Raw genomic sequence first — 26,474 nt, 5'->3', positions numbered from 1 at the left:
AGGTGGACCCGGAGGCCGCCCAGCGGCTCCATCCGGCGGATGAAAAGCGAATCCTCCGGGCGCTGGAGGTCTACCGGGAGACCGGAAAGACCATCACGGAGCATAACCGGGAGACGGCGGCCCTGCCGCCCCGGTATGACGCCGTGTGGATCGGACTGCAGTTTGAGGACCGGGCGGAGATGAAGGCCCTGATCGACCGCCGGGTGGACGCCATGGTGGAGGCGGGGCTGCTGGAGGAAGTCATGGGCCTACTCAAAAGCGGGCTGCCCCGGGACGCCACCGCCCTTCAGGCCATCGGCTACAAGGAGTTTCTGGGCGTGGCGGAGGGCAGTGCCACTGTGGACCAGGCCGTGGCGGAGGTGAAGCTCCGCTCCCGGCAGTATGCCAAGCGGCAGCTGACGTGGCTGCGGCGCAATCCGGAGATCCACTGGATCTGGTGGGGAAAAGAGCGGGATTTTGCCCGGGCCCTGCAAATTTCGACGGAAATTCTGTCCGCCGCAGGCGTATCCTAAGCCTGGCGGACGGAAAATGCTGGGAAATCGTCCGACCGATTGAAACAGATAAAGGAGCGGACGAAGCATGCAGACCAAGGCGAATTTACAGGATTTGTTTTTACTCAGGGCACGGCGGGAAAAGATGCCGGTGACCATGTTCTTGATGAACGGCTTTCAGATGCGGGGCGTCATCACGGGGTTTGATGCCTTTGTGGTGGTGCTGGACAGCGAGGGTCGGCAGCAGATCATATATAAGCACGCCATTTCCACCATTGCGCCGCTGAGGCCGGTGGACCTGTCGGAGGAGTGAGCACTTCCGGCTGGTGAGGCAGCAGGAAAGGGATACCATGAAAAACAGCACACTGGGAACAAAGTTACTGCTGGCGGCGGTGACGCTGGCGGTACTGGTCTATTTTGGCGTCCAGGGACTCCGGTATCTGGACGATCCGCTGATGACGAGTCTTGCCTATGAGGACCAGGTGGAGGAGTCCGTTGACGTCTCCGGCTATGTGGTCCGGGAGGAATCGGTGCTTCCGGACGAGAGCAGCGGGTCGCTGCAGCTCCAGCGCGCGGAAGGGGAGCGGGTCAGCGACGGCGGCACGGTGGCGCTGGTGTACGCCGACGAGTCCTCCATCCAGCTGCAAAGCCAGATGAACAATCTGCGGGACCGGATCGAGCAGCTGGAGTATGCCCAGTCTGCGGCGCTGGGAACGGAGGTGTCCCTGAAGCTGGACAGCCAGATCCTCCAGGGGATCGTGGACCTGCGGACGGCCCTGGCGGAGGACCGTCTGGATCGGGCGGAGGAGTACGGAAAGGATCTGCGGAGCCTGGTACTCAAGCGGGACTACACCGACGCCGACACCGAGGACCTGACGGCTCAGATCTCCTCGCTGCAGACGGAGCTCAAGACGCTCCAGTCCCAGGCGGCGTCCTCCATCCGGCGGATCACCGCTCCTCAGGCGGGGCTCTATTCCGCCGTGGTGGACGGCTATGAGACCGTGCTGACGCCGGAGAACATCTCCACCCTGACCCCGTCCCAGCTTAAGGCCGTCCAGCCGGATGAGAGCGTCCACTCCCAGGTGGGAAAGCTGGTGCTGGGGGATACCTGGTACTATGCGGTCATCATGGACGCGGACCAGGCCCAGGAGCTGGCGGAGGAGGGCAGTGTCACGCTCCGCTTTGCCAAGAGCACGGACCAGGACCTGCCGGTGACGGTGGATTCCGTCAGCGCGGAGGAAAACGGGCAGGTGGTCGTGGTGTTCCGGGGCACCACCTATCTGCCCCAGCTGACGCTGCTGCGTCAGCAGAGCGCCCAGATCATCCGGCGCATCGCCGAGGGAATCCGGATTCCCAAGGAGGCCATCCGGACCGAGAAGGTGAGTGTGGACGAGGAGACCGGTGAGCGCACCTCTACGGCCATGACCGGCGTGTACTGCATGGTGGGTGCCGAGGCCCGCTTCAAGCCGGTGGAAGTGCTCTACAGCGGGGACGACTTCGTCCTGGTGGCCTCCACCCTGGCGGAGAGTGCCTCTGCCAGCCAGGAGACGCTGCGCCTGCGGGCCGGGGATGAGATCATCATCGCAGCGGACGACCTGTACGACGGCAAGGTGCTCAACCGGCAGATCTATGAATAAAGAGACATCAAAATTGCGGAAGAAAGAGGGAGATCTCATGTCCATCGCAGAAAATATCGCCCGGGTGCGGGCCAACATCGCCGCAGCCGCCCGGGAGGCGGGCCGGGACCCGGCGGAGATCACACTGGTGGGCGCCAGCAAGATGAATGACGCCGCCGCCTGCCGGGAGGCCATCGCCGCCGGCATCGACGCCCTGGGAGAAAACCGGGTGCAGGAGATGACGGCCAAGCTGGCGGAACACGCCTACGACGGCGCGCCGCTGCACTTCATCGGCCACCTGCAGCGCAACAAGGTGAACAAGGTGGTGGGCCATGTGGACCTGATCCAGTCGGTGGGTTCCCTGGAGCTTCTCGATGAGATCGAACGGGTAGCCGCAGCCCGGGATCTGGTGCAGGACATCTTGCTGGAAGTGAACATCGGCCGGGAAGAGGCAAAGAGCGGCTTTGCCCCGGAGGAGGTCTTGGCCGGAGCAGAGGCGGCCGCCGCCCGGACCCATGTCCGGGTGCAGGGCCTGATGACCATCCCCCCTGCGGACGCCGATCGGGAGGAAAATCTGCGGTATTTTCAGGAAGTGCAGGCACTTTATGTTGACATGAATACAAAATTGTTCCATAATGAATTGAAGTATCTGTCCATGGGAATGAGCGGCGATTATGAGGATGCCATCCGCGCCGGCGCCACCATGGTCCGGGTGGGCACGGCCATTTTTGGCGCCCGGAACTACACCTGATAAACGCGGAGCGGGGCTCCGATGGGAGGTTTTTGCCATGAGCATTTTGGATGAGTTGAAGAAGTGGACCCACCCCTATGAGGACGAGGACGAGGAATACGACGACTTTGAAGAGCCGGCCCGCCGGGAGCCCGCCTTTGAGGACCGCCGGGTCAAGGCGGAGGAGCGCCACAACAAAGTGGTCAACATCCATGCCACCACGCAGCTGAAGGTGGTGCTGGTAAAGCCGGAGCGCTTTGAAAACGCCTCCGAGATTGCCGACCATCTCAAGGACAAGCGGACAGTGGTGCTGAACCTGGAGTCCACCAACAAGGACATCGCCCGGCGATTGATCGACTTTCTCTCCGGCGTCGCCTATGCGGGCGAGGGCAAGATCAAGAAGGTGGCCGCCAATACGTACATCATCACGCCCTACCACGTGGATATCGAAGGCGATCTGATCGACGAGCTGGAGAACAACGGGCTGTATTTTTAACGGAGGGGAGTAGGGGATATGCTGACACCGCAGGAAGTTTCCACCCACGCCTTTGCCAAGGCGGTCATGGGTGGGTACAACATGGCGATGGTCGATGAGTTCCTGGATGAGCTCACGGACGACTATACCGCCCTCTATAAGGAAAACGCAGCGCTGAAGGCCAAGATGAAGGTCCTGGTGGAAAAGGTGGAGGACTACCGGGCAACGGAGGACTCCATGCGGGCCACACTGCTCACCGCTCAGAAGATGGCGGACTCCATCGTCCACGAGGCGGAGGCCAAGCGGGACGAGATCCTCTCCCAGGCCCAGGCGGACGCCAAGGCCCGGATCGGGCAGCTCCAGCAGGAGCAGGAGGAGGCCGAGGCGCGGCTGCGTCAGGGCCAGCTGGATCTGGCCCGGTTCATCGCGGCCAGCCGTCAGGTCTGCCAGCAGGAGCTGGAGCTTTTGGAGCATTTGCCGGATCTGCAGGTGGACGTGCCCACCGCACCGGCAGAGCCTGCCGTGGAGGAGGAGATCGAAGAGCGGGTCCTCTCCACGTTTGACCAAGAGCCTGCCGCCCAGGAGCAGCCCACGAAGGCGGAGGAGACCGCCGCGGAGGAGCAGCCTGCCACTCCTGCCCAGGATTACCCGGAGGGTGACCCCTTCAGCCAGGAGGAGACGGTTTCCGAGCCCACCCGCCGCATCAATCTCAGCGACCTGAAATTCGGCCGCAACTACACCAGCGACGGAAAATAATCAAGAAAAAGCGGCTCATAGGAGCCGCTTTTTTCAAAAAAGGGAGGCCGTCCTATGGAGAAAACCCCCATCATTGCGTTTTTGTACGACTTTGATAAGACCCTCTGCACGACGGATATGCAGGACTATGCCTTCATCCCTTCTCTGGGAATGACGCCGGCGGAATTCTGGGCGGAGGCCAACGATTTTGGCCGGGCTAACCGGATCGACGGAATCCTTGCCTACATGTACACCATGATCCGGGAGGCGCGGAAAAAGAATCTGCCCTTCACCCGGGACGATCTAGTGGAAAAGGGCCGCAGCATCGTGCTCTTTCCCGGGGTGCAGGAGTGGTTTTCCCGTATCAACGCCTTTGGCGAGAGCCAGGGGGTCCGGGTGGAGCACTACATCATCTCCTCCGGCCTGCGGGAGATCATTGAGGGTTCCTCCATCAGCAAAGCGTTCAAGGAGATCTACGCCAGTGAGTTTTACTATGACGAGACCGGTACGCCGGTGTGGCCCAAGCTGGCGGTGAACTTCACCGCCAAGACCCAGTTCGTCTACCGCATCAATAAGGGGGTGCTGGACGTGTCCGACGACAAGACCCTCAACGACTCCATGCCCGACGACTCCAAACGGGTGCCGTTTACGAACATGATCTACATGGGGGACGGCCTCTCCGACGTGCCCTGCATGAAAATGATGCGGGCCTACGGCGGCCAGGCCATCGCCGTCTATCAGCCCAGCAACCGCCCCGGCGTGGAGGACCTGCTGGCCAAGGGTCGGGTGGACTTCATCTTCCCGGCGGACTACCGGGAGGGCACCGCCCTGGACACCACAGTGAAAAACATCATCCGCCGCATGGCCATCGCGGACCGGCTGGCGGAGGAGAACGCAGAGCAGCTGCGCTCCATCGGCGGCGACCTGCTGCCGGATCAGGTGGGGCTTTTCTGAGGGGCCGCAGCGTATTGAGCTGGAAGTCATGTACAAAGGCAGAGCCGTTCGGGCTCTGCCTTTTTTCCACAAAAAGACAGAAAAATCACGGGGTTTCCCCTTTACATCGTGTAGCTATTTTGTTAAACTATACCCTGCGTATTTAAACGAGAACCCAAAGGAGAGAGAAGAAACATGGCTTCCACCACTGAATTTTCCCGTACACTGTCGTTGCTGCGGCAGGAGCGGGGCGTATCCCAGCGCACGGCGGCGGGGGACCTGGGGATTTCCCAGGCGCTGCTGAGCCACTATGAAAACGGAATCCGGGAACCGGGCCTGGCCTTTGTGGTCCGGGCCTGTGACTATTATCACGTCTCCGCAGACTTCATGCTGGGGCGCACGCTGTCCCGGGACGGCAGCATGCTGTCCTCTGAGGAGGTGCTCAGCGCCGCCGAGCCGGGCAATGTGCTCCAGGGCAGCGTGCTGGCAACCCTCCAGAGCAAGCTCCTCTCCGGCGCCATGGGCGTGCTCTTCGGCCTTCTGGGCAAGCTGGGGGACAAGGGCGCGATCAATGCCGCTGCCGCATATCTGGGCAGTGCCGTTTACCAGCTCTACCGCCATCTTTACCGGCACGCCGGCGCCAATGAGGCCTACTTTGCCCTGGACCCCAACGCCTGCACCATGGACGCCGCCCAGGCGGACATGAAGGTGGCGGAGATCCGCTATGCCCGGAGCCTGCGGACGCTGGCATCCAAAAAGGCGGAGTTCCCGGACCTCTCGCCCGACGCGCTCAATGAGGCCTATCCCGGCCGCTGCCAGAGCCTGACCCAGGTGCTCAGCACCGCGGACGCCCGGCTGACAGCCCTGACGACGGAGCGTGAGGCATGAGTTTTCAATCCCTTTCCTTCCTCGCCTTTTTGGCGGTGACCCTGGGGGTGTGTCTGCCGCTGGGACGGCGGACCCTCCGGTGGGGCCAGGCGGCGCTGACGCTGTTTTGCCTGGCGTTCTATGTGCTGGGCGGCGGCTGGGCGGCGCTTGCGGTGCTGCTGGCAGGCGCCGCGGTCACTGTGGCGGCGGTGCGGTATCTGACCTCCGGCGGCAAACCGGAGAAACAGCGCCGGGCTGCGGCGGCGGTGGCCATCGTGTGGCACGTCGCGGTGCTGCTGATCTTCAAGTACACCGGCTTTTTCACCGGCGGCGCCGTGGACCTGGGCTGGGCGCCTCTGGGATTGAGCTTTTTCACCTTCCAGCAGATCTGGTGCATCAAGGAGGTCTATACCGGCGCCTTCCGCCCGGAGAGCACCGGGAGCTTTCTGCTCTACGACTTCTTTTTCCCCTCCGTCACCTCCGGCCCCATTCTCAAGCCGGAGAATTTCTTCCCCCAGCTGACGGAGGGCCGCTTCCTGCATCCGACGTGGGAGGATGCGGCGGCGGGCGTGTATGCCATCGCCGTGGGCACCATCAAGAAGGTGCTGCTGGCGGACCCCTTCGGCGTGGTGGTGAACAATGGCTGGGCACAGCTGGAGGACCTGAGCGCCCCGGCGGCCTGGCTGGTGATCCTGGGCTATACGCTGCAGCTGTACTTTGACTTTTCCGGCTATTGCGACATTGCCGCCGGCCTTGCCCGGCTTTTCGGACTGCGTCTGCCGGTGAACTTTGATTCCCCCTATCGCAGCCTCTCCGTGGGAGAGTTCTGGAAGCGCTGGCACATCACCCTCACCAGCTTCCTGCGGGAGTGCGTGTACTTCCCGCTGGGCGGCAGCCGGAGGGGGACGGCTCGTACATATTGCAATATTTTTGCCATTTACCTCATCAGCGGCTTCTGGCACGGCGCGGGCTGGACCTTCATCGTCTGGGGATTGCTCCACGGCCTGGGCCAGGTGATCGAGCGATTCTGGGGCCCCGGCCGGGACAAGCTGCCCCGGTGGCTGCGGTGGGGCGTGACATTCCTCTTTGTAAACGTGGCCTGGGTGTTTTTCCGGGCGCCGGATTTTTCCGGGGCACTGGAGCTGCTGGGCCGCGCGGTGAGCGGCGGTCTTGCCAAGCCGGAGGACTGGCTGCTGACGGACCTCTTCTCCAAGGAGATCGGCGCGGTGGAGCTGCTGATTCCCGGCGCTGCCGACTGGGTGAATATCATCCGGGTGGTGGGCCTGTACGGCATCGGATTGCTGGCGGCTCTGTGGCCCCGGAACACCATCACCCAGATGGACCGGTTCCGGCCCACCTTCTGGCGGGGCGCGGTGCTGACCATCGGACTTGCGTGGTCGATTCTCTCTTTCACCGGAATCACCACCTTCATCTATTCCAATTTCTGAGGAGGCCGGGATGAAACAAGCATATCGACGCTGGGTCTGCGGCCTTGTGGCGGCGGTGGCGGTGCTGCTGGCACTGTGTGCCGCCGTGGTGTATGTTGTGGACCCCTGCTTATACTATCGGATGCCGGACCGCTGGGAGCCGGTGTTCTTCAGCGAGCGCTACCAGGCGGCGGGCCTGGCGAAAAATGTACCGGCGGACACGGTGCTGGTGGGCACCTCCATGGCGGCCAACTATCGGGCCAGTCAGATCGAGGACGCCTTCGGTACCTCCGCGGTGCGCATCACCATTCCCGATGGGTATCTCAGCGAGTTCGACAAGGTGATGGACGTGCTCTTCCGCAGCCGGACGCCCCAGCGGGTGGTGTTCGGGCTGGATGTGAATATCCTCACCCGAGACGAGAGCGGCGTGACCTCCGCCATGCCGGATTACCTGTACAACGAAAATCCCTTTGACGATGCCCAATATCTCCTGAATAAGGACACCCTCTATTACAGCGGCTTCGTTCTGGTCAGCAACAGCTGGGGCAGCGGGGAGACGCTGGACGAGGGCTTTACCTGGGACGGCGACATCTGGTGGAACCACATGACGGCGCTGGATAACTACGACCGCCCGGAGGTCCAGCCCACCCAGCCGGTGGAGCCCTATGTGGAAAACGCCAAGGCCAATCTCCGGGTGGTGACGGACTGGATCAGCGCCCACCCGGACACGGAGTTTGACATTTTCTTCCCCCCGTACAGCATCCTCTTCTGGGACAAGACGGAGCGGCTGGGGGAGATGGACGCGGTGTTTGCCGCCATGAGCACCGCCTGTGAGACGCTGCTGGCCTATGACAATGTGCAGCTGTACGCCCCGCTGCTGGACAAGGAACTGGTGCTGAACCTGGACAATTACTGCGACTATGTCCACCACTCCAACGGGGTCTGTCAGCGGGTGCTGGACAAGATGACTGCCGGGGAAGACCGCCTGACCGCGGAAAATTGGCAGGAGACTCTCGCCAACTGGCAGGCGTTTGTGGTAGACTATAACTATGACCAATACTGGGACCCGGCCTTCTGGCAGGCGTGGAACACCACGCATGTCAGTGCTCCCAAGCCCTGGGAGACCTGAGTGCGGCGCGGGGTCCGGATGAGTGAAATCCCCGGGCGGAGCGCATCCGCCCTGCGCAAGGTTTTGGCTTTGCCAAAACACTTGGACGCGTGTCTGCGCAGCGGCGCGGACCTGCCCAACGGAGGTTAACAGAATGACAAAGCAATCCAATATCCGCAACTTTTCCATCATTGCCCACATCGACCACGGCAAGTCCACCTTGGCGGACCGGCTGCTGGAGGCGTGCAACGCCGTCTCTGCCCGGGAGATGGAGGCCCAGCTCCTGGACAACATGGACCTGGAGCGGGAGCGGGGCATCACCATCAAGGCCCGGGCCGTGCGGCTCAATTATCACGCCCAGGACGGGCAGGACTACGAGCTCAACCTCATCGACACCCCGGGCCACGTGGACTTCAACTACGAGGTCTCCCGGTCCCTGGCGGCCTGTGAAGGCGCGGTGCTGGTGGTGGACTCCACCCAGGGCGTGGAAGCACAGACCCTGGCCAACACCTATCTTGCCATGGAGCATGATCTGGAGATTCTGCCGGTCTTTAACAAGATCGATTTGCCCGCTGCGGACCCGGAGAAGGCCAAGCACGAGGTGGAGGACATCATCGGCCTGCCCGCCATGGACGCGCCGGAGATCTCCGCCAAAATGGGCATCAACATCGAAGCGGTGCTGGAGGACGTGGTGAAGAACGTCCCGCCTCCCACCGGGGATGTGAAGGCTCCCCTGAAGGCGTTGATCTTCGACAGCCAGTACGACAGCTACCGGGGCGTCATTGTGTACTTCCGCATCATGGAGGGCACGCTGCGCACCGGCCAGCAGGTGAAGATGATGGCCTCCGGCGCCACGTACCAGGTCATCGAGTGCGGCCACCTGCTGCCCCTGGGTATGGAGCCCTGCGAGGCCCTGGAGGCCGGCGAGGTGGGCTATTTCACCGCCAGCATCAAAAACGTGAAGGACACCCGGGTGGGCGATACCGTCACCGACGCGGCCAATCCCACAGCAGAGGCCCTGCCCGGCTACCGCCCCGTACAGCCCATGGTCTACTGCGGCATCTACACCGAGGACGGTTCCAAATACCCGGACCTGCGGGACGCCCTGGAAAAGCTCCAGCTCAATGACGCGTCCCTCTCCTTCGAGCCGGAATCCTCCGTGGCGCTGGGCTTTGGCTTCCGGTGCGGCTTTTTGGGCATGCTCCACATGGAGGTCATTCAGGAGCGGCTGGAGCGGGAGTTCGACCCGGACCTAGTGACGACCCTGCCCTCCGTCATCTACCACGTCTACAAGACCGACGGCACCATGGTCACGGTGGATAACCCCCACAACTACCCGGACCCCGCATCCATCGAGCATGCGGAGGAGCCCTATGTGAAGGTGAACATCATCGCCCCCAACGAATACGTGGGCAACATCATGCCCATGTGCCAGGACCGCCGGGGCGAATTCAAGGACATGCAGTATCTGGATACTCACCTGGTGGAGCTTCACTACCAGATGCCCCTCAACGAGATCATCTATGACTTTTTCGATGCCCTGAAGGCCAATACCAAGGGCTATGCGTCCCTGGACTATGAGCTCTCCGGCTACCGGCCCAGCGAGCTGGTGAAGGTGGATCTGCTGCTCAACGGCGACGGCGTGGACGCCCTGAGCTTCATCGCCCACAAGGACAAGGCCTACCCCCGGGCCCGGCGGCTTTGCGAAAAGCTCAAGGAGAATATCCCCCGCCAGCTCTTCGAGATCCCCGTCCAGGCGGCCATCGGCGGCCGGGTCATCGCCCGGGAGACCGTCAAGGCCATGCGCAAGGACGTGCTGGCCAAGTGCTACGGCGGCGATATCACCCGGAAAAAGAAGCTGCTGGAAAAGCAGAAGGAGGGAAAAAAGAAGATGCGGAGTCTGGGGTCTGTGCAGATCCCCACGGAGGCATTTTTGGCGGTACTCAAGCTGGACGAGTGAGCTTTGCCCTCCGGGCGCATTTGACAGAGCGGCACGCAAAAGCGCGGCGCCCGGGAAATTTTCCCGGGACGCCGCGCTTTTTTCACGGTTCGCTTATGCAAAGGTCACCACGGTGCCGGTCTTGCCCTCCAGGGCATCCAGCGCCTTGTCCAGGCTGGTGATAATAGCCTTGCGGTCGGGGTGGGTGCGGACGAACTTCATCGCCGCCTGCACCTTGGGCAGCATGCTGCCTACGCCGAAGTGCCCCTCGTCCACGTAGCGGGCCGCCTCCGACAGGGTCAGATGGCTCAGATCCTTCTGGTCCGGCTTCCCCCAGCGGATGGCCACCCGTTCCACCTCCGTCAGGATCATCAGCACATCCGCGTGAACCTCCTCCGCCAGCAGCTCCGCGGCGAAGTCCTTGTCGATGACGGCGGCCACGCCGGAGAGGCTGCCGTCGGGATTTTCCACCACCGGGATGCCGCCGCCTCCGCAGGTGATGACGATGGTGTCCTCCCAGAGTTTCTGTACCGCGCTGATCTCCACAATCCGCCGGGGCAGGGGAGAGGCCACCACCCGGCGCCAGCCCCGGCCCGCGTCCTCCCGCATGGCGTAGCCCTTTTCCTGCTCCAGATGCCGGGCCTCCTCCTGAGAGTAAAAGGCGCCGATGGGCTTGGTGGGATTCTGGAAGGCCGGGTCGCTCTTTTCCACCACCATCTGGGTGGCCAGCGTCACCACCGGCACGTTGCGGTTGCGCTTATTCAGGGCATAGCGCAGACACTGCTGGATGTGGTAGCCAATATACCCCTGGCTCATGGCGCCGCAGACATCAAAGGGCATGGGGGGAACCACATCCTTGGCGGTCTCGCTGGCCAGGACGATGCGGCCCACCTGGGGGCCGTTGCCGTGGACCACCGCCATCTCGTAGCCGGCGCAGCTGATGTCGGCGATGCGCTCGCAGGTGTGGCGCACCACTTCCAGCTGGGCCTCGGCGGTGGGCTCGCTGCCTTTGGACTGGAGGGCGTTTCCGCCCAGGGCGATGACGATTCTGGGATTGGTATTCATACTGACTCCTCCTTGGCGGGTGAACATCTTTCGCCTGTCAGTGTGCCCGGATTCCGCGGAGCTATGCGCCGGGCAGCCGCCGCAGCAGGCGAAAAGCCCGTATTTTAGAACCCAAGAGGGGAATCACGGTGAAAAAAGGTCGGCCTTTGCACAAATGCACAAAAAGTCCTACCTATTTTGTCAGAAAGTCTATGGGAAACTTTGCGCAGAATCGGGGGGAGGGAATTGACTGTTTTGGGAAAAACCGTCATAATAAATGCTAAATGCGTGTAAATTTGTCGGACTGTGACCTGACAGGACAACAGGCGGGAGGAGATCATGAAAAAAGGATATTTGGTGCTTCAGGACGGCCAGGTGTTCGAGGGCGTCCGTTTCGGCGCGGAAGGGGACACGGTGGGTGAGTTGGTGTTCACCACCGGTATGTGCGGCTACATCGAGACACTGACAGACCCCAGCTATGCCGGACAGATCGTATTGCAGACCTATCCCCTCATCGGCAACTACGGGATCATCCGGGAGGATTTTGAGGGCGCGTGCTGCGTCAAGGGGTATGTGGTCCGGGAGTGGTGTGATACCCCCTCCAACTTCCGCTGCGACTGCGACCTGGATACCTATTTGAAAGAGCAGGGGGTCCCCGGTCTCTGGGGCGTGGATACCCGGGAGCTGACCCGGATCATCCGGGAGCACGGCGTCATGAACGCCACCATCTGCGACGAGGTGCCGGCAGATCTGACGCCGGTGAAGACCTATGCCGTCACCGGCGTGGTGGAGGCGGTTACCTGCGCCCAGTCCACGGTATACCCGGCGGAGGGGGAGGAGCGCCTGCGGGTGAGCCTCATCGACTACGGTGCCAAGCGCAACATCACCCGGGAGCTGCAGAAGCGGGGTTGCACCGTGACGGTGCTGCCGGCCACCGTCTCCGCGGAGGAGGTGCTGGAGGCCCATCCCGACGGCATCATGCTCTCCAACGGTCCCGGAGACCCGGCGGAGAACGTCTACCAGATCGCACAGATCCAAAAGCTCCTGGGCAAGGCGCCGCTTTTCGGCATCTGCCTTGGGCATCAGCTGACGGCTCTGGCCGCCGGCGGCAAGACCTACAAGCTCAAGTACGGACACCGGGGGGTCAACCAGCCGGTGAGGGAGGTAAACGGGGTCCGCACCTACATTACCAGCCAGAACCACGGATACGCCGTGGACGGCGAGAGCATCCGGGAGGGCACCGTCAGCTTCGTCAACGCCAACGACGGCACCTGCGAGGGCATCGACTATCCGGGCCTTTTGGCCTTCACCGTCCAGTTCCATCCCGAGGCCTGTACCGGGCCCAAGGACACGGGATTTCTCTTTGACCGGTTTGTGGAAATGATGAAAGGGGGCCGCGCGTAATGCCGTTGGATAAAAGTATCAAAAAGGTTCTGGTGATCGGTTCCGGACCTATCGTCATCGGCCAGGCGGCGGAGTTTGACTACGCCGGCGCCCAGGCCTGCCGCGTCTTGAAGGACGCCGGGGTGGAAGTGGTTTTGTGCAACTCCAACCCCGCCACCATCATGACCGATCAGGCTATGGCGGACGAGATCTACCTGGAGCCGCTGACGGTGGAGACTGTCAAGCGCATCATTGAAAAGGAAAAGCCGGACTCCATCCTGGCGGGCCTGGGCGGCCAGACGGGCCTGACCCTTGCCATGCAGCTGGATAAAGAGGGATTTTTGAAGGAGCAGGGCGTCCGCCTGCTGGGCACCGACGCTGCCGCCATCTCCCGGGCGGAGGACCGGGAGCTCTTTAAGGAAGCCATGGCGGAGATCGGCCAGCCGGTGATTGCCTCCGACATCGCCGAGACAGTGGAGGGCGCCCTGGCGGTGGCCGACCGGATCGGCTACCCCGTCATCGTCCGTCCCGCCTTCACCCTGGGCGGCGCCGGCGGCGGCGCGGCCAAGAACGCCGATGAGCTGCGGGTGATCGCCGGCACCGGCCTGGATGCCTCTCCCATCACCCAGATCCTGGTGGAGAAGGCCATCTTCGGCTGGAAGGAGATCGAGTTTGAGACCATGCGGGACAGCGTGGGCAACGTGATCGCCGTCTGCTCCATGGAGAACCTGGACCCCGTGGGCGTTCACACCGGCGACTCCATCGTGGTGGCCCCCACCCAGACCCTGGCGGACAAGGAGTTCCAGATGCTGCGCAAGGCGTCTCTGGACATCATCACCCACCTTGGCATCGTGGGCGGGTGCAATTGCCAGCTGGCGCTGAACCCGGACACCTTCGAGTACGCCGTCATCGAGGTCAACCCCCGTGTCAGCCGCTCCTCTGCCTTGGCCTCCAAGGCTACCGGCTACCCCATCGCCAAAATCACCACCAAGATCGCCCTGGGCTACACCCTGGACGAGATCAAAAACGACATCACCGGCAAGACCTGCGCCTGCTTTGAGCCTACGCTGGACTATATCGTGGTGAAGATGCCCAAGTGGCCCTTCGACAAGTTTGCCGACGCCTCCCGGACCCTGGGCACCCAGATGAAGGCCACCGGCGAGGTCATGGCCATTGCCCCCAGCTTTGAGATGGCTCTCATGAAGGCCGTTCGGGGCGCGGAGATCGGCATGGACACCCTCAACCGCAAGCCCGACCCCGACGATACCGCCCCCATCCGGGAGCGTCTGAAGCGGGTAGACGATCACCGGCTCTTCACCGTGTTCGAGGCCATCAAGTCCGGTGTCAGCCTGGAGGAGATCCACGAGATCACCAGAATCGACCTGTGGTTCCTCTCCAAGATCAAGAAGCTGGCGGACTTCGAGGCCGCCCTCTCCGGGGACCTGACCGAGGAGCAGTACCTCCGCGGCAAGCGCATGGGCTACACCGACGAAGCGCTTGGCCGCCTCAGCGGCGGCAAGCTGCCGGAGCACCGGGACGCCGTGTACAAAATGGTGGATACCTGCGGCGCTGAGTTCGACGCCGAGACGCCCTACTTCTACTCCTCCTATGACTCCGTGTGCGAGGCCCGGTTCTTCCCCAGGTCCGGCCGTCCGGTCATCATGGTGCTGGGCTCCGGCCCCATCCGCATCGGCCAGGGCATCGAGTTCGACTATTCCTCCGTCCACTGCGTCTGGACGTTGAAGGAACTGGGTTATGACGTGGTCATCGTCAACAACAACCCCGAGACCGTCTCCACCGACTACGACACCGCCGACCGGCTGTACTTCGAGCCGCTGTGCCCCGAGGACGTGATGCATATCGTGGCTGTGGAAAAGCCCATCGGCGTGGTGGTGGCTTTCGGCGGCCAGACGGCCATCAAGCTCACCAAGTTCCTGGACAGCCACGGCGTACGCATCATGGGTACTTCCGCCGAGTCCATCGACATGGCAGAGGACCGGGAGCGGTTTGACGAGCTGCTGGAGCGCTTCTCCATCAAGCGGGCTGCTGGTCGAGGCGTTTTGGGCATGGACGAGGCATTGAACACCGCCCACGAGCTGGGTTATCCCGTGCTGCTGCGTCCCAGCTACGTCATCGGCGGCCAGAACATGGTCATCGCCCACAATGACGAAGAGGTCCGCCGCTACATGGAGATCATCCTCTCCGGCAAGATCGAAAACCCGGTACTGGTGGACCAGTACCTCATGGGCAAGGAGCTGGAGGTGGATGTCATCTCCGACGGCACCGACGTGCTGATTCCCGGAGTCATGCAGCACATCGAGCGCACCGGTGTCCACTCCGGCGACTCCATCGCCGTCTACCCGCCCTTCTCCATCGGCGACAAGATGCTCAAGACCATCATCGACTGCTCGGAGAAGCTGGCACTCTCCCTGGGCACCCGGGGCCTCATCAACATCCAGTACCTCATCTACCAGGGTGAGCTGTATGTCATTGAGGTGAACCCCCGGGCCAGCCGTACGGTGCCCTACATCTCCAAGGTCACCGGCGTTCCCATGGTGGACCTGGCCACCCGGGTCATGGTGGGCCAGAGCCTCAAGTCCCTGGGCTACGGCACCGGCCTCTACCGCCAGCCGCCGTATGTGGCCGTGAAGGTGCCCGTGTTCTCCTTCGAGAAGATCACCGACGCCAACGCCTCCCTCTCCCCGGAGATGAAGTCCACCGGCGAGGTGCTGGGCCTGGGCAAGAACATGCAGGAGGCCCTCTTCAAGGGCCTGGTCTCCGCCGGATACAAGGTGGAAAAGCCCACCCGGGGCGGCATCCTGATTTCCGTCAACCGCCGGGACCAGCCGGAGATCGTGGGCATCGCCCGGAAGCTGGACGACATGGGCTACAAGCTCTACGCCACCGACGGCACCGCCCGGGAGATCATGCAGCTGGGCACCAGTGTGGAGATCGTGGGCAAGCTGGGCAAGGACAACCGGGTCTTCCAGCTGCTGGAGAACGGAGACATCGACTACGTGATCCTCACCGGTTCCACGGAGCCCCAGTACATCCGGGACTTCATCCACCTCAACCACCGCTGCGTCCAGCTGGGTATCCCGTGTCTGACCTCTCTGGACACCGCAAACGCCCTCACCGATATTCTGGCCTCCCGGTATAACCAGACCAACACGGAACTCATCGACATCTGCCACCTGCGGACAGAGCGGCAGAAGCTGCCCTTCGCCAAGATGCAGACCTGCGGCAACGATTACATCTTCCTGGAAAACTTCAACGGTGAGATCACCTGCCCCGAGTCCTTGTGCGTCACCTTCTGCGACCGTCATTACGGCGTGGGCGCCGACGGCATCGTGCTGATGGAGCGCTCCCGCAAGGCCGACGCCAAGATGATCATGTACAACGCCGACGGTTCCCGGGGCGCCATGGCAGGCAACGCCCTGCGGTGCATGGCCAAGTATCTCTATGATAACAACATCGTCCGCAAGGACGCCATGACCATCGAGACGGACACCGGCGTCAAGACCGTGGAGGTCTACACCACCGACGGCAAAGTGACCTCCGCCACTGTGGATATGGGCTATGCCACGCTGGATACCACGGCCCTGCAGCTGGACCTGCCGGAAAAGGAGATCGTGGACTATCCCGTCACCATCGGCGGCAAGGAGTACGCCATCACCTGCGTGGACATGGGTAACCCCCACTGCGTGGTGTTCTGCCCCCGGGTGGACGGCGTGGACGTGGAACATGTGGGCCCCCTGTTCGAGCACGCCGCGTATTTCCCTGACCGTATCAATACGGAGTTTATCCGCGTGGTGAACAAGAACACCATCAAGATGCGGGTTTGGGAGCGGGGCAGCGGCGAGACGCTGGCCTGCGGTTCCGGCGCCTGTGCGGCGGTGGTGGCCGCAGTGGCCAATGGCCACTGCGCCAAGGGCAGCGACGTCACCGTCAAGGTCCGGGGCGGAGATCTGGTGGTGAACTACACCGACGAGAAGGTCACCCTTACCGGAGACGCCAAGCTGGTCTACAGGGGCCAGGCGGAATACTAAGACACCTGTCCGGACACGGATACCCGAAAGACACATCCGGATTTTATGGGAAAACGGAGCGGAGGATTCTCCGCTCCGTTTCCGTGCGTAAACTGAACATTTGCGGCCGAAGGCCGCGCAGATCCAAGAGGGGATGAAGCAAATGAAGCACGATTATCAGCGCTCCGAGTCCTTCCGGGCCGCCGCCGTTCTGGCGTTGGCCGGCGGATTTCTGGACGCCTACACCTATCTTTGCCGGGGGCAGGTATTTGCCAACGCCCAGACAGGCAATATGGTGCTGCTGGCGGTTCGGCTGGCGGAGGGCAACTGGGGTAAGGCAGTTCATTACCTGATGCCCATTCTGGCCTTTGCCTTGGGTGTGCTGGTGGCGGAAATAGTGCGTCGGAACAGCCGTCACGCCGGGCGGTTTCACTGGCGTCATACGGTGCTGCTGGTGGAGATGGCGGTTTTAATCGCTGCGGCGCTGGCACCGGTGGGGAAGTGGGACAGTCTGGTCAATGTGGGGGTGTCCTTTGTCTGTGCATTGCAGGTAGAGACGTTCCGCAAGGTCCGGGGCTATCCCTTTGCCTCCACCATGTGCACGGGAAACCTGCGCAGCGGCATGGATGCCCTCTTCCACGGTGTGGTGGACCGGGACATGGCTCTGACGGCCAAGAGCGGCTGCTATTTTGCCATCATTGCCTGCTTCCTGCTGGGCGCGGCACTGGGAGGCGTGCTGTCTCCCCGGTTCCCCCAGGGGGCAGTGCTGACGGCGGCGGTCTTCCAGGGTGTGGCCTTTTTGTGGATGTTCGGAATCCGGGAGTTGGAGTAAGTTCCCGGCTGTTTTTTCCTGCGCATAGGACCTCACCGCGAATTCCCGGGCAGAAAACAGGGAATCTGCGCGGTTCCCGGAGGAATCCTCTGCCCCATAAATTCCTGAAATAGGAGAACAGAATATGAGTTTCAACGGCAAGTACCGCCTTCCCACAGTGGGAATGCGCAATTTGAAAACTGCGCTGGCTGCCGCTTTGTGTGCGCTGGCCTACTACTTTCTGGACCGCAGTCCTGCTTTTGCCTGCATCGGGGCGATTTTCGGCATGGGCGCCGATATGGAGGACTCCCGGCGCAACGGGGGAAACCGCCTCTTCGGAACGGTGATCGGCGGCCTTTTGGGCATGGCACTCTTCCGGATTTACCTGCTGGTCCATCCAAACGGGGGATATTCCCTGCTGCTGGTGCCATTGGTATTTGTGGGTACGGTACTGCTGATCGTCCTGTGCCAGATCTTCTGGGTGGGCGGTGTCCAGCCCGGCGGTGTGGTGCTTTGTATTCTGCTGTTCAACACCCCGGTGGAGAGTTATATCAGCTATGCCGTCAACCGGATCGTGGACACGGCAGTGGGGGTGCTGGTGGCGCTGCTGATCAATGCGCTCATCCCCCGGGACCATCTGCCCCAATGGCTCTTTTTCTGGCGGAAGTTCTCCACCCAAGAAGTGGAGAAAACTGTGCCGGAAGAGTGAAGCGCCTCTGCGCTCCGATTTTTCGGCAGTGGAATAGAGAAAGCAGAAAAGAGGGACTTACCAGCCTTCGAATGGAAAAGAAAACAAAAGAGACGGCGATTGGAATTCCAATCGCCGTCTCTTTTATCAAAAGGGGGGAGAGAGATTCAAATGCGGTCGCCCACGGCAGCCCGCATCCACTTGCCGCTTTTGACCCGCAGCAGGGATACCACAGCGCCGATGGCCCAGCCGGCGGGGATGGACCACCAGATGGCGTTGGCACCCAGGGGCGTCAAACGGGCCAGAGCATAGGCCACCGCCACCCGGGAGAAGAGGTTGGCCATGGAGCTGAAGGTGAAGGCGCCCATGTCGCCGGAGCCCCGGAGCATGCCGTTGGAGACGAACAGCAGACCCATCAGAATGTAGAACAGGGAGACGGTGTGCATATACGCCAGACCGTATCCCAGAGCGCCGGAGGTGTCACCGGGGTCCAGGAACAACGAGAGCAGCTGGTCGCCGAAGAGGAAGATGATGACGGTGATGAGCAGAGAAAAGACCACCACCATCAAAAGGCTGGCCTTCAGGCCCTGCTTGACCCGGTCGTACCGGCCGGCGCCGATGTTCTGAGCGGTGTAGCTGGACATGGCGTTGGAGAAGTTCATGTTGGGCAGCATGGCCAGGGTATCGATCTTGGTGGCGGCAGTGTAGCCGGCCACCAGGACCTTGCCATAGGAGTTGACCAGGCCCTGCATCATCATCATGGAAAGAGAGACCAGGGACTGCTGCAGCATGGAGGGCAGGCCGATCTGGGCGATGCGCTTGACGGCCACCTTGTGGAAGATGGGGATCTTTTGGCCCTCCTTGCCCGCCTCGCAAGGCAGGCGTTTCATCCGGAAGAAGAGCACCACCAGCGACGCCACGGCGCAGATGCCCTGGGCAATCAGCGTGGCCCAGGCGACGCCGGCCACACCCATGTGAAACCGGATGACGAACAGCAGATCCAGTACGATGTTGGTGAGGCTGGAGATCATCAAAAAGATCAGCGGCGTTTTGCTGTCACCCTGGGCATTGTAAATACCGTTCAGGGTGTTGTAGAGGAAGAGAAAGACCGCGCCGCCGAAGTAGATTCGCAGATAAGTCTGGGAGTCGGCCATGATGTCCGGGTCCGTGCCCAGCAGCTGCAGCAGCGGCCCGGCAAAAACGGTGCCCAGTGCCATCAGGATCAGTCCTAGGACGCTCAGAGAGATGATGGCGGTAGAGATGGTGGACTTCATTTCGTGGATGCGCCCGGCCCCGAAGAGCTGGGAGACCACCACGTTGCAGCCCATGGAGAGGCCGGCAGCCACTGCCACGGACAAGAAGACGATGGGGAAGGAGGAGCCGACAGCGGCCACCGCGTCCTCGCCTACGAATTTGCCCACCACAGCGGTGTCCACCATGTTATAGAGCTGCTGAAAGAGGTTTCCCGCCACCATGGGCAGGGAGAAGAAGAACAGCAGCCGCAGGGGCTGTCCTTCTGTCAGGTTTTTAACCATTGGTGTTTTCTCCTTCCTTAAATTCCTTTACATTTTCCATAATCCGCGTGAGGAAGGTCTCGTACTGGACCCGTTCCTCCGGCGTAAAGCCCTGCAGGCAGATTCGGCGCCAGTCATCCAGAATGACCTGGATCTGTTCCGCCATTTTCTCTCCCGCCGGTGACAGCGACACCAGCTTTTCCCGGCGGCACTGGTTGCTGACCTGGCGTACCGCCAGGCCGCTTTCCTCCAGCCGGGCCACGGACCCCTTGTCCAGCACCAGCCGCAACACGATGTCCTCCTGCCGCAGCTGCCCCTCCCGGCTCAGCAGCCGGACCACTAGGCCGTCCACACTCTGGAGGCCCAGGACACTCAGCTGATCCCGGATATGCTGCCGCTCAATGCGGCGAAAAAGCTCAACGCGATCCGGCATAAAAGCCCTCCTGTCTGTTGTAAAAGTCAACTGTTGAAGTTTACAACAAAACAAATGGCTTGTCCATACACAAAAGTGACAAAATCCGGGAAGAAACTCCCATTTGAGTAAGAATCTGTGCCGTTTTGCACGGAAAGACAGGGCTGCGCAGCTGCGGGCCTGTATGGCGGAGGGAAGAGGTAGGGAGTGGTCCGCTGAGGGCAGAAGCCTCTTGACAAAAGCGGCGGCAAACAGGTATAGTAATAAAGTTAGAATTATAATAATTAGTTTTCTAATGGAAAAAGCAGGAAGGAGACCAACGGATGGAAGAATCCTTTCATTATCTGCTCATGGCCAGCCAGTCCGTCCTGCATAAGCGGCTGCTGGCAAAGCTCCGGGACACCGGGCTGACCATCGGACAGCCCAAAGTGCTGGAGTATCTGGCCGGACACGACGGGGCCAGTCAGATCGAGATTGCCCGGGCCTGCCACATTGAGGCAGCCACACTGACCTCGGTGCTCAACCGCATGGAGGAAAAGGAGCTGATTCAGCGCCGGACTCTGCATGGGAACCGCCGGACCTTTTACATTTTTCTGACTCCCCAGGGGGCAGAACTGGCCGGACAGGTGACGCAGGCGTTCGAGCAGCTGGAGACGGAGGCGTTTACAGGGATATCCCCGGCGCGGCGGGAGGCATTTCTCGCGGTGCTGGATCTGGTGTATCACAATCTCGCGGAGAGGAATGGATAGAGAAGATGGAGAAGGCAAAACGGTATTTGGTATTTTTGGTGGGACTGTTCATCAGCTCTTTGGGGGTAAGCCTGATCACAAAGGCGGATCTGGGTACGTCTCCCATTTCAGCGATCCCCTATGTGCTCAGCCTGAATTTCCCGCTGACGCTGGGACAGTTTACCATTGCGTTCAGTCTGCTGCTGATTTTGCTGCAGTTGCTGATTCTGCGGAAAAACTTTAAGCTGGAGCATCTGCTGCAGATCCCCATTTCGGTGGCATTCGGCTATTTCATCGACATGACCATGGGACTTTTGACGTTTGTGAATCCCCAGGCCTATCCGGTGAAGGTGGCGGATCTGCTCATCGGCTGCGTGGTACTGGCCTTCGGCGTGTATTTGGAAGTGCTGGGTGACGTGGCCATGCTGCCGGGCGAGTCCTTTGTACGGTCCATTGTCATGACCTGGAAAACAGACTTCGGCACCACCAAGGTCTGCTTTGACGTCTCCATGACGGTGATCGCGGTGGTCCTTTCCTTCCTGCTGGCGGGGCATCTTTCCGGCGTGCGGGAGGGAACGCTCATCGCTGCGCTGCTGGTGGGCTTTATCGCCCGTCTTTTTGGCAGGGTGCTGTATTTTATGCCCCAGGTGCTCTTCGGAGCTGCTGCCAAGCAGCAAGAATCACCGGAGGTGCCGGGCGGTTACGTCATCGCCATCGGCCGGCAGTACGGCGCCGGCGGCCGTATCATCGGAAAGCGGCTGGCCCAGCAGCTCAACTACGCCTTTTATGACGACGAGATTTTGCAGATGGCGGCGGGCACCACCGGGTACAGCCCCCAGTTTGTCAGTCGGCAGGAGGAGAGCATGCGCAGCAGCCTTCTGTACGATCTGGTTAATCAGATGTATGCCTATGCGCCGGAGCAGGAGTCTCCGAAGGATGCGGTATTTGAAGCGGAGAAAAAGACGATCCTGGAACTGGCGCAGAAGGGCAACTGCGTGCTGGTGGGCCGCTGCGCCGACTGGCTGCTGCGCAAGGACCCGCACTGCCTGCGGGTGTGGCTCCATGCGGACGAGGAGACCCGCATTCGCCGGATCATGGAGATCGAAGGCGTCAATGAGGCCACTGCCCGTACGCACATGACCCAGGGGGATCACCGCCGGGCCACCAATTATCAGTACTATACCCGCCAGGTGTGGGGGCTGGCCAAGAATTTCCACATCGCGGTGGATACCACTCTGGGCGATGACTATGCGCTCCAGACGATTCTGGGGGCGCTGCAGGCGCTGAAAAACCGCACGGAGAAGGCAAAGGCCTGACGCTCCGCGCTGTGCGGAAATATAAAACTGCCACGGCCGTTTTTCGGGCCGCTGACGGAATAGGACCCCCGGTGTTTTTATAAAACGCCGGGGGTCCTCCTGTTTCCAGCTTTGATGCAGCCAAGATTAAAGGGGATGGGATAGAATTCCTTATACAGAGAAGCAAAAATGCGGCAGAAACGACCGAATGCGAGGATGTTGAACAAATCTGAAACATATAAGTTTCAAATTTGATGCGCAAAGTTTCTCCTGTGAAACATAACTGTACAGAAATTTACAAGTTGACAAAAAAATTCACAGTTTTGCCATGTGAAAAAGCACAGAAAAGCAGTCCAATATTTGAAAGATCTGTGGAAAATGAGGAGAGATAGCGGAACTGGCACGAAAATTGCATTATAACCTGGCTTGTGTTTATATCCTGCGCAGTGCCGCTGGCAGCTGTGAGGAAACCAAGGATAATTGCAGATGGAGGTGAAGCGGGTGCCTGTGACGGGGTTGCATCCCCCGGAACAAACGGCTGGACATTCAACCGGCCCCACAGATAAAATCACAGATAAAAGAAGAAATTTGAGAGGTGAGAAAATGGATCTGGCAGTACTGATTATTGCTTTCTTCGTCCTGCTGTTCCTGGGGATTCCCATTGCCATTGCGCTGTGCGCATCCGCAATTTTGTATCTGGTACTCTATACGGATATCCCCCTGATTATCATTGGACAGCAGATGCTCAAGGGTGTGGACTCTTTTACCCTGATGGCCATTCCCTTTTTCGTGATTGCCGGCTGCTTGATGCAAAGCGGCGGCATTTCCCGCAGAATCGTGGACTTCGCCAAGAAGCTGGTGGGCTGGATGCCCGGCGGCCTGGCAGTGGTTGACGTGGTGGCCAGTATGATCTTCGCCGCTATGACCGGCGCCGGCGCCGCCACCACCGCTGCCGTGGGCGGCATCATGATCCCCTCCATGGAAGAAGAGGGATATGACCCCGGTTTTGCCAGCGCTGTTCAGACGGTGGGCGGCGTGTTTGGCCCCATCATTCCCCCCAGCATCCTGATGGTTCTCTACGCGGTGGCCGCCGGTACGTCGGTGGGCGATATGCTGCTGGCCGGTCTGCTGCCGGGCCTGTTCCTGGGCCTGGTGCTGATCGTGGTAGTGGTGATCCAGTGCATCCGCAAGGGATACCGGGGCAGCGGCCGGTTCCACCTGGTTGAGGTGGCCAAGTCCTTCTGCCATGCCTTCTGGGCGCTGCTGGCCCCCATCATCATCCTGGGCGGCATCTACTCCGGCCTGGTGACCCCCACCGAGGCCTCCGCACTTTGCTGCTTCTACTGCCTGATCGTGGGCGTGTTCATCTACAAGGAAATCAAGATCAAGGACATCTGCAAGATCGTCTACGGCGGCGTGAAGAGCGCGGCGGGCATCATGCTCATTGTGGCAGCCACCCAGGCCTTCGGCTGGGTGATTACCCGGGCGGGCATTCCCCAGAAGATGGCCCAGACCTTTACCTCCTCCATCACCAATCCGCTGGTGTTCGTCTTTGCGGTGTGCGTGATTTTGCTGGTGGCCGGCTGCTTCATTGATGCGGTGCCCGCTCTGCTGATCTTCGCCCCCATTTTCTGCCCCACCGCGGACGCATACGGCATCAACATGATCTATTTTGGCGTGGTGATGGTCATCGTGCTGTGCATTGGCCTGGCAACGCCTCCGGTTGGCATCAACCTGTATGTGGCTTCCAGCGTGGGCGGACAGCCGGTGCATAAAATTATTCCCCATCTGCCCATTCCTCTGCTGGCCATTTTTGTCGGCACGGTGATCGTGATCCTGGTACCCGAGATCATCACGTTCCTTCCCAACGTGCTGTAATGTGGCGGACCAACGGAATACGAGCAATTTGAACGCATGAGGAGAAAACATATGATGAAAAAGAAGGTTTTGGCATTCGGCATGGCCCTGGCCATGCTGTTGACCATGACGGCCTGCTGTGATATCCGGGACGGCGGCAGCGGCGGTAAGACCGAACTCAATGAGACGGTGGAAGTGCCTGATCCCGGTCCGGTGGCTTCCGGCGAGATCACCGGTGAGAAGATGTCCATCAGCCTGTTTGCCGGCTCCCTGCCTGAGAACATGCCGGTGGGCGGTGCTCTGAAGGTGATGGCCGAGTACATCAATACCTACTCCGACGGAACCATCGAGGCGCTGGCCTTTTTTGACACAGCGCTGGGCGACGCCACTTCCATGGTGCAGGGCCTTCAGCAGGGCACCATCGACATCGGCGTGGCAGGCACGGCCTACTTCTCCGGCCTGGTGCCGGAGGTAGAAGTGTTCCAGCTGCCCTTCCTCTTTGACGATCTGGAAGCGGCGCGGACGGCGGCTGCCGGCCCTGCGGCGGATGAGATCCACAAGATGTTTGAGGACAAGGGCATCGTGGGCCTGTCCGTCTGGGAAAACGGCTTCCGGGAACTGACCAATAACGTCCGCCCGATCAAAACCCCGGACGACATGAAGGGCATCAAGATGCGTACCCTTCCCGCTGAGGTCCAGGTGGCCACCTGGGAGGCCATGGGCGCACTGCCCACCAGCATCGATGCCTCCGAGCTGTACACCGCCCTGCAGCAGGGAACGGTCAGTGCGCAGGACAACCCCCTGCACGAGATCGTCTCCCGGAAGTTCTATGAGGTCCAGCCCTATGTGACCATGACCGACGCGGTGTACACCCCGCTGTACATGGGCATGAGCAAGAAGACCTGGGACCGGATGTCCGAGTCCCAGCAGGCGCTGATCAAGGAGGCTGCCGACGTGGCCCGGGAAAAGCAGCTGGAGCTGACGGACGAGGCCCAGGCAGAGGCGTTGCAGACGCTGCTGGACTACGGTTGTGAGGTCGAGATGAACCCCGACAAGGAGGCGTTCCGGGAGCGGGCGCTGCCCACTTGGTCCATCTTTACCGATCAGTACGGCACCGAGCTGGTGGATCTGCTGCAGCAAACACAGGGAGACTGAGAGAGGAGTGCGTCTTATGAGAAGAATCGTTGATTTGACCTGGCCCATTGAAGAGCATTGGCGGTATGGCTTTCATGTCACGCCGGTAAAGACCCATGCCAACCACGATCCCTGGCAGTGCATGGCCTATAACCTGGAATCCCACTGGTACACCCACATCGACGCGCCGCTGCATTTTGATCCCAACGGGGAGTGCCTGAACGACTATCCCCTTCAGGACTGGGCCATTACGGATTGCCTGGTTTTGAACTTCTCCGACTGCGGGGACAATGCGGCCATCACCGCCGAGATGCTGGAGAAGGCCAACGAGCCTTACAAGGATCGCCATTTCGGCAGCCTCCTGATCCGCACCGACCGGGGCCGGAAGGTGGACTGGAAGACCACGGAGTTCTGGGATTCCTCCCCGTATCTCACCGAGGACGCTGCCATCTGGATCAAAAATTATCATCCCAAGGTCGTGGGGTATGACTTCGCGCAGGACTATGCCATCCGTCTGCTGCGCAATCTCAAGCCCGGCGAAGTGGTGGAGCAGCCGGTCCACGAGCATGTGCTCAAGCAGGGCAAGATCCTGCAGATCGAGTACATGAGCAATCTGTGGGAGATCGGCGCGGATACCTGCCAGCTGATTGCCCTCCCGCTGAACACGCAGCATGCCGACGGCAGCCAGATCCGGGTCATCGCCGTGGTGGAAGAGTGAGGACGATATGAAGAAGAAAATGATTTCTGCCGTTGAATGGCTGTTCGGCCTGGTGGGTGTTGTGATGATCCTGGTGGAGACCTATGCGGTGCTGGCGAGAAACGTGCTGCTGATCTCCACCCCCTGGGTGGACGAGCTGCTCAAACTGCTGTTTGTCTGGAGCATTTTCGTCTGCTCCGCCCTGGCATTTATGTCGGATGAGCTGATTTCCCTGACGCTGCTGGAGGACAATGCCAAGGAGCAGGGGAAGATGAAGAAGTACGGGGTATTCAAAGTGATCCAGTACATTGTGGCGCTGGTCATCTCCGGGATGCTGGTGGCTCAGCTGCTGACCATTGTCAACACCCAAATGACCACTGGCGAGGCCACTACGGTGCTCAAGTATCCCCTGTGGGTGCTCAACACCGGTGTGCTGCTGGGTATGGCGATGATCGCCGTGTTTGCCGTCATCAAGCTGGTGGAGTGCGCAAAGCTCTTTACCGGCAGCAAGCAGTAAGACTGTCCGGCGGCAGGAATGCCCCTGCCGCTGCAAACCAAAGGC

Annotated in this window: 23 protein-coding genes and 1 pseudogene; 21 read left to right on the top strand and 3 right to left on the bottom strand. The window is 60.8% G+C overall.

Annotated elements, in window-relative coordinates:
• The 11 genes and pseudogenes from QZL67_RS00310 to lepA form a co-directional block, all read left to right on the top strand.
• Window positions 1–512, top strand: a pseudogene (locus QZL67_RS00310) (tRNA dimethylallyltransferase); the annotation flags it as partial.
• A 67-nt stretch (window positions 513–579) separates the two neighbouring features.
• Window positions 580–804 carry an RNA chaperone Hfq gene (gene hfq / locus QZL67_RS00305; protein ID WP_022288796.1) on the top strand — a complete coding sequence of 75 codons (225 nt, stop codon included), beginning with the start codon at window positions 580–582 and terminating at the stop codon, window positions 802–804.
• A gap of 37 nt (window positions 805–841) precedes the next feature.
• Window positions 842–2,128 carry an HlyD family efflux transporter periplasmic adaptor subunit gene (locus tag QZL67_RS00300; RefSeq protein ID WP_022288795.1) on the top strand — a complete coding sequence of 429 codons (1,287 nt, stop codon included), beginning with the start codon at window positions 842–844 and terminating at the stop codon, window positions 2,126–2,128.
• A 37-nt stretch (window positions 2,129–2,165) separates the two neighbouring features.
• Window positions 2,166–2,858 (top strand): YggS family pyridoxal phosphate-dependent enzyme, encoded by a 693-nt coding sequence (locus QZL67_RS00295; protein WP_022288794.1) that lies wholly within the window; start codon window positions 2,166–2,168, stop codon window positions 2,856–2,858.
• A gap of 37 nt (window positions 2,859–2,895) precedes the next feature.
• Window positions 2,896–3,333, top strand: coding sequence for a cell division protein SepF (locus QZL67_RS00290; RefSeq protein ID WP_022288793.1), 438 nt, complete (start codon window positions 2,896–2,898; stop codon window positions 3,331–3,333).
• Between the two features lie 18 nt (window positions 3,334–3,351).
• Window positions 3,352–4,068, top strand: a complete 717-nt coding sequence (locus QZL67_RS00285) for a DivIVA domain-containing protein (protein WP_022288792.1) — start codon at window positions 3,352–3,354, stop codon at window positions 4,066–4,068.
• 54 nt (window positions 4,069–4,122) lie between these two features.
• Window positions 4,123–5,001 (top strand): HAD family hydrolase, encoded by an 879-nt coding sequence (locus QZL67_RS00280; protein WP_022288791.1) that lies wholly within the window; start codon window positions 4,123–4,125, stop codon window positions 4,999–5,001.
• 174 nt (window positions 5,002–5,175) lie between these two features.
• Window positions 5,176–5,868, top strand: a complete 693-nt coding sequence (locus tag QZL67_RS00275; protein ID WP_022288790.1) for a helix-turn-helix domain-containing protein — start codon at window positions 5,176–5,178, stop codon at window positions 5,866–5,868.
• The gene (locus QZL67_RS00270; RefSeq protein ID WP_022288789.1) at window positions 5,865–7,295 is read left to right on the top strand and encodes an MBOAT family protein; all 1,431 of its coding nucleotides are present in this window, start codon (window positions 5,865–5,867) and stop codon (window positions 7,293–7,295) included. The genes QZL67_RS00275 and QZL67_RS00270 overlap by 4 nt, the downstream gene beginning before the upstream one ends.
• 10 nt (window positions 7,296–7,305) lie before the next feature.
• Window positions 7,306–8,403: a hypothetical protein gene (locus QZL67_RS00265; protein ID WP_022288788.1), complete on the top strand. Its 1,098-nt coding sequence runs from the start codon at window positions 7,306–7,308 to the stop codon at window positions 8,401–8,403.
• A 133-nt stretch (window positions 8,404–8,536) separates the two neighbouring features.
• Entirely contained in the window at window positions 8,537–10,342 is a 1,806-nt protein-coding gene (gene lepA, locus QZL67_RS00260; protein ID WP_022288787.1) for a translation elongation factor 4, read from the top strand.
• 93 nt (window positions 10,343–10,435) lie between these two features.
• On the opposite strand, the gene arcC is transcribed toward lepA, so the two are convergent.
• Window positions 10,436–11,386, bottom strand: a complete 951-nt coding sequence (gene arcC / locus QZL67_RS00255; protein ID WP_022288786.1) for a carbamate kinase — start codon at window positions 11,384–11,386, stop codon at window positions 10,436–10,438.
• Window positions 11,387–11,704: 318 nt separating this feature from the next.
• On the opposite strand from arcC, the gene QZL67_RS00250 reads away from it, so the two are divergent.
• The 4 genes from QZL67_RS00250 to QZL67_RS00235 all read left to right on the top strand — a co-directional run bounded on the left by QZL67_RS00250 (window position 11,705) and on the right by QZL67_RS00235 (window position 18,296).
• Window positions 11,705–12,769, top strand: coding sequence for a carbamoyl phosphate synthase small subunit (locus tag QZL67_RS00250; protein WP_022288785.1), 1,065 nt, complete (start codon window positions 11,705–11,707; stop codon window positions 12,767–12,769).
• Entirely contained in the window at window positions 12,769–16,797 is a 4,029-nt protein-coding gene (gene carB, locus QZL67_RS00245; protein ID WP_022288784.1) for a carbamoyl-phosphate synthase large subunit, read from the top strand. The genes QZL67_RS00250 and carB overlap by 1 nt, the downstream gene beginning before the upstream one ends.
• A 142-nt stretch (window positions 16,798–16,939) precedes the next feature.
• Window positions 16,940–17,608 carry a YoaK family protein gene (locus QZL67_RS00240; RefSeq protein ID WP_022288783.1) on the top strand — a complete coding sequence of 223 codons (669 nt, stop codon included), beginning with the start codon at window positions 16,940–16,942 and terminating at the stop codon, window positions 17,606–17,608.
• Between the two features lie 124 nt (window positions 17,609–17,732).
• The gene (locus QZL67_RS00235) at window positions 17,733–18,296 is read left to right on the top strand and encodes an aromatic acid exporter family protein (RefSeq protein WP_022288782.1); all 564 of its coding nucleotides are present in this window, start codon (window positions 17,733–17,735) and stop codon (window positions 18,294–18,296) included.
• Between the two features lie 146 nt (window positions 18,297–18,442).
• Here the strand turns inward: QZL67_RS00235 and QZL67_RS00230 are convergent, their stop codons facing one another.
• The gene (locus QZL67_RS00230) at window positions 18,443–19,810 is read right to left on the bottom strand and encodes an MATE family efflux transporter (protein ID WP_022288781.1); all 1,368 of its coding nucleotides are present in this window, start codon (window positions 19,808–19,810) and stop codon (window positions 18,443–18,445) included.
• Window positions 19,803–20,222, bottom strand: a complete 420-nt coding sequence (locus QZL67_RS00225) for a MarR family winged helix-turn-helix transcriptional regulator (RefSeq protein WP_022288780.1) — start codon at window positions 20,220–20,222, stop codon at window positions 19,803–19,805. The genes QZL67_RS00230 and QZL67_RS00225 overlap by 8 nt, the downstream gene beginning before the upstream one ends.
• Window positions 20,223–20,524: 302 nt before the next feature.
• On the opposite strand from QZL67_RS00225, the gene QZL67_RS00220 reads away from it, so the two are divergent.
• The 6 genes from QZL67_RS00220 (at window position 20,525) to QZL67_RS00195 (ending at window position 26,429) form a co-directional block, all read left to right on the top strand.
• The gene (locus tag QZL67_RS00220) at window positions 20,525–20,950 is read left to right on the top strand and encodes a MarR family winged helix-turn-helix transcriptional regulator (protein WP_022288779.1); all 426 of its coding nucleotides are present in this window, start codon (window positions 20,525–20,527) and stop codon (window positions 20,948–20,950) included.
• Between the two features lie 5 nt (window positions 20,951–20,955).
• Entirely contained in the window at window positions 20,956–22,245 is a 1,290-nt protein-coding gene (locus tag QZL67_RS00215; protein ID WP_022288778.1) for a cytidylate kinase family protein, read from the top strand.
• Between the two features lie 582 nt (window positions 22,246–22,827).
• Entirely contained in the window at window positions 22,828–24,102 is a 1,275-nt protein-coding gene (locus QZL67_RS00210; protein WP_022288777.1) for a TRAP transporter large permease, read from the top strand.
• 51 nt (window positions 24,103–24,153) lie between these two features.
• A complete protein-coding gene (locus QZL67_RS00205; protein ID WP_022288776.1) occupies window positions 24,154–25,236 on the top strand; it encodes a DctP family TRAP transporter solute-binding subunit in 1,083 nt (360 codons plus the stop codon).
• 16 nt (window positions 25,237–25,252) lie between these two features.
• Window positions 25,253–25,933, top strand: a complete 681-nt coding sequence (locus QZL67_RS00200; RefSeq protein WP_022288775.1) for a cyclase family protein — start codon at window positions 25,253–25,255, stop codon at window positions 25,931–25,933.
• A 7-nt stretch (window positions 25,934–25,940) separates the two neighbouring features.
• Window positions 25,941–26,429, top strand: coding sequence for a TRAP transporter small permease (locus QZL67_RS00195; protein ID WP_022288774.1), 489 nt, complete (start codon window positions 25,941–25,943; stop codon window positions 26,427–26,429).
• Window positions 26,430–26,474: the final 45 nt, after the last annotated feature.

Origin of the sequence: Oscillibacter sp. CAG:155 (assembly GCA_000436875.1) — a bacterium.
GTDB lineage: Bacteria > Bacillota > Clostridia > Oscillospirales > Oscillospiraceae > Oscillibacter.
The sequence above is the reverse complement of the archived record's forward strand: the minus strand, read 5'-3'. Positions and strand labels throughout refer to the sequence as shown.

What these genes read in the sequence shown, in the direction of transcription:
- hfq (WP_022288796.1), top strand. Translation starts at nt 580, where the DNA reads ATGCAGACCAAGGCGAATTTACAGGATTTGTTTTTACTCAGGGCACGG.
- QZL67_RS00300 (WP_022288795.1), top strand. Translation starts at nt 842, where the DNA reads ATGAAAAACAGCACACTGGGAACAAAGTTACTGCTGGCGGCGGTGACG.
- QZL67_RS00295 (WP_022288794.1), top strand. Translation starts at nt 2,166, where the DNA reads ATGTCCATCGCAGAAAATATCGCCCGGGTGCGGGCCAACATCGCCGCA.
- QZL67_RS00290 (WP_022288793.1), top strand. Translation starts at nt 2,896, where the DNA reads ATGAGCATTTTGGATGAGTTGAAGAAGTGGACCCACCCCTATGAGGAC.
- QZL67_RS00285 (WP_022288792.1), top strand. Translation starts at nt 3,352, where the DNA reads ATGCTGACACCGCAGGAAGTTTCCACCCACGCCTTTGCCAAGGCGGTC.
- QZL67_RS00280 (WP_022288791.1), top strand. Translation starts at nt 4,123, where the DNA reads ATGGAGAAAACCCCCATCATTGCGTTTTTGTACGACTTTGATAAGACC.
- QZL67_RS00275 (WP_022288790.1), top strand. Translation starts at nt 5,176, where the DNA reads ATGGCTTCCACCACTGAATTTTCCCGTACACTGTCGTTGCTGCGGCAG.
- QZL67_RS00270 (WP_022288789.1), top strand. Translation starts at nt 5,865, where the DNA reads ATGAGTTTTCAATCCCTTTCCTTCCTCGCCTTTTTGGCGGTGACCCTG.
- QZL67_RS00265 (WP_022288788.1), top strand. Translation starts at nt 7,306, where the DNA reads ATGAAACAAGCATATCGACGCTGGGTCTGCGGCCTTGTGGCGGCGGTG.
- lepA (WP_022288787.1), top strand. Translation starts at nt 8,537, where the DNA reads ATGACAAAGCAATCCAATATCCGCAACTTTTCCATCATTGCCCACATC.
- arcC (WP_022288786.1), bottom strand. Translation starts at nt 11,386, where the DNA reads ATGAATACCAATCCCAGAATCGTCATCGCCCTGGGCGGAAACGCCCTC.
- QZL67_RS00250 (WP_022288785.1), top strand. Translation starts at nt 11,705, where the DNA reads ATGAAAAAAGGATATTTGGTGCTTCAGGACGGCCAGGTGTTCGAGGGC.
- carB (WP_022288784.1), top strand. Translation starts at nt 12,769, where the DNA reads ATGCCGTTGGATAAAAGTATCAAAAAGGTTCTGGTGATCGGTTCCGGA.
- QZL67_RS00240 (WP_022288783.1), top strand. Translation starts at nt 16,940, where the DNA reads ATGAAGCACGATTATCAGCGCTCCGAGTCCTTCCGGGCCGCCGCCGTT.
- QZL67_RS00235 (WP_022288782.1), top strand. Translation starts at nt 17,733, where the DNA reads ATGAGTTTCAACGGCAAGTACCGCCTTCCCACAGTGGGAATGCGCAAT.
- QZL67_RS00230 (WP_022288781.1), bottom strand. Translation starts at nt 19,810, where the DNA reads ATGGTTAAAAACCTGACAGAAGGACAGCCCCTGCGGCTGCTGTTCTTC.
- QZL67_RS00225 (WP_022288780.1), bottom strand. Translation starts at nt 20,222, where the DNA reads ATGCCGGATCGCGTTGAGCTTTTTCGCCGCATTGAGCGGCAGCATATC.
- QZL67_RS00220 (WP_022288779.1), top strand. Translation starts at nt 20,525, where the DNA reads ATGGAAGAATCCTTTCATTATCTGCTCATGGCCAGCCAGTCCGTCCTG.
- QZL67_RS00215 (WP_022288778.1), top strand. Translation starts at nt 20,956, where the DNA reads ATGGAGAAGGCAAAACGGTATTTGGTATTTTTGGTGGGACTGTTCATC.
- QZL67_RS00210 (WP_022288777.1), top strand. Translation starts at nt 22,828, where the DNA reads ATGGATCTGGCAGTACTGATTATTGCTTTCTTCGTCCTGCTGTTCCTG.
- QZL67_RS00205 (WP_022288776.1), top strand. Translation starts at nt 24,154, where the DNA reads ATGATGAAAAAGAAGGTTTTGGCATTCGGCATGGCCCTGGCCATGCTG.
- QZL67_RS00200 (WP_022288775.1), top strand. Translation starts at nt 25,253, where the DNA reads ATGAGAAGAATCGTTGATTTGACCTGGCCCATTGAAGAGCATTGGCGG.
- QZL67_RS00195 (WP_022288774.1), top strand. Translation starts at nt 25,941, where the DNA reads ATGAAGAAGAAAATGATTTCTGCCGTTGAATGGCTGTTCGGCCTGGTG.